1 protein-coding gene is annotated in these 476 nt (G+C 61.8%); it reads left to right on the forward strand.

What is annotated here, in order from left to right; translation table 11 throughout:
* A partial coding sequence (locus DVK07_RS21455) for a histidine kinase dimerization/phospho-acceptor domain-containing protein (protein ID WP_303646402.1) occupies positions 1-476 on the forward strand: 476 nt, incomplete at both ends.

A 476-nucleotide genomic window follows, 5' to 3' on the forward strand; every position in this document is an offset into this window, starting at 1 on the left:
TGGGCGAATCCTCGCGGCGAACATGGAGGTGGCCCTCGCCGCCGTTGAGCGCGACAGACAGCTCCGTGACCGCGAGCAGGAACTGTCGACGCAAAACGACCGGCTGGAACAGTTCGCGACAGTCGTCAGCCACGACCTCCGTAACCCCCTGAACGTCGCTATCGGGCGGCTGGAGGCGGTAAAAGAGGAGCATGACGACAAAAACATCGCTGCGATAGAGCAGGCACTCGACCGGATGCAGACGCTGATAGACGACCTGCTGTTGCTGGCCCGGACTGGCGACAGCGTCGCTGAAATGGAAACGGTCGCACTGGCGACGGCAGTCACTGACTGCTGGGAGGTCGTCGATACCGGTGACGCGGCGCTGGTGGTCGACACTGACCGCAAGATACAGGCAGACATGACGCGGCTCAAACAGTTGCTGGAGAACCTGATCCGAAACGCCGTTGAGCACAGCGCTACGGACAGTCAGCTAC

Source organism: Halorubrum sp. Atlit-26R (assembly GCF_003666015.1).
In the GTDB taxonomy this organism is placed as follows: domain Archaea; phylum Halobacteriota; class Halobacteria; order Halobacteriales; family Haloferacaceae; genus Halorubrum.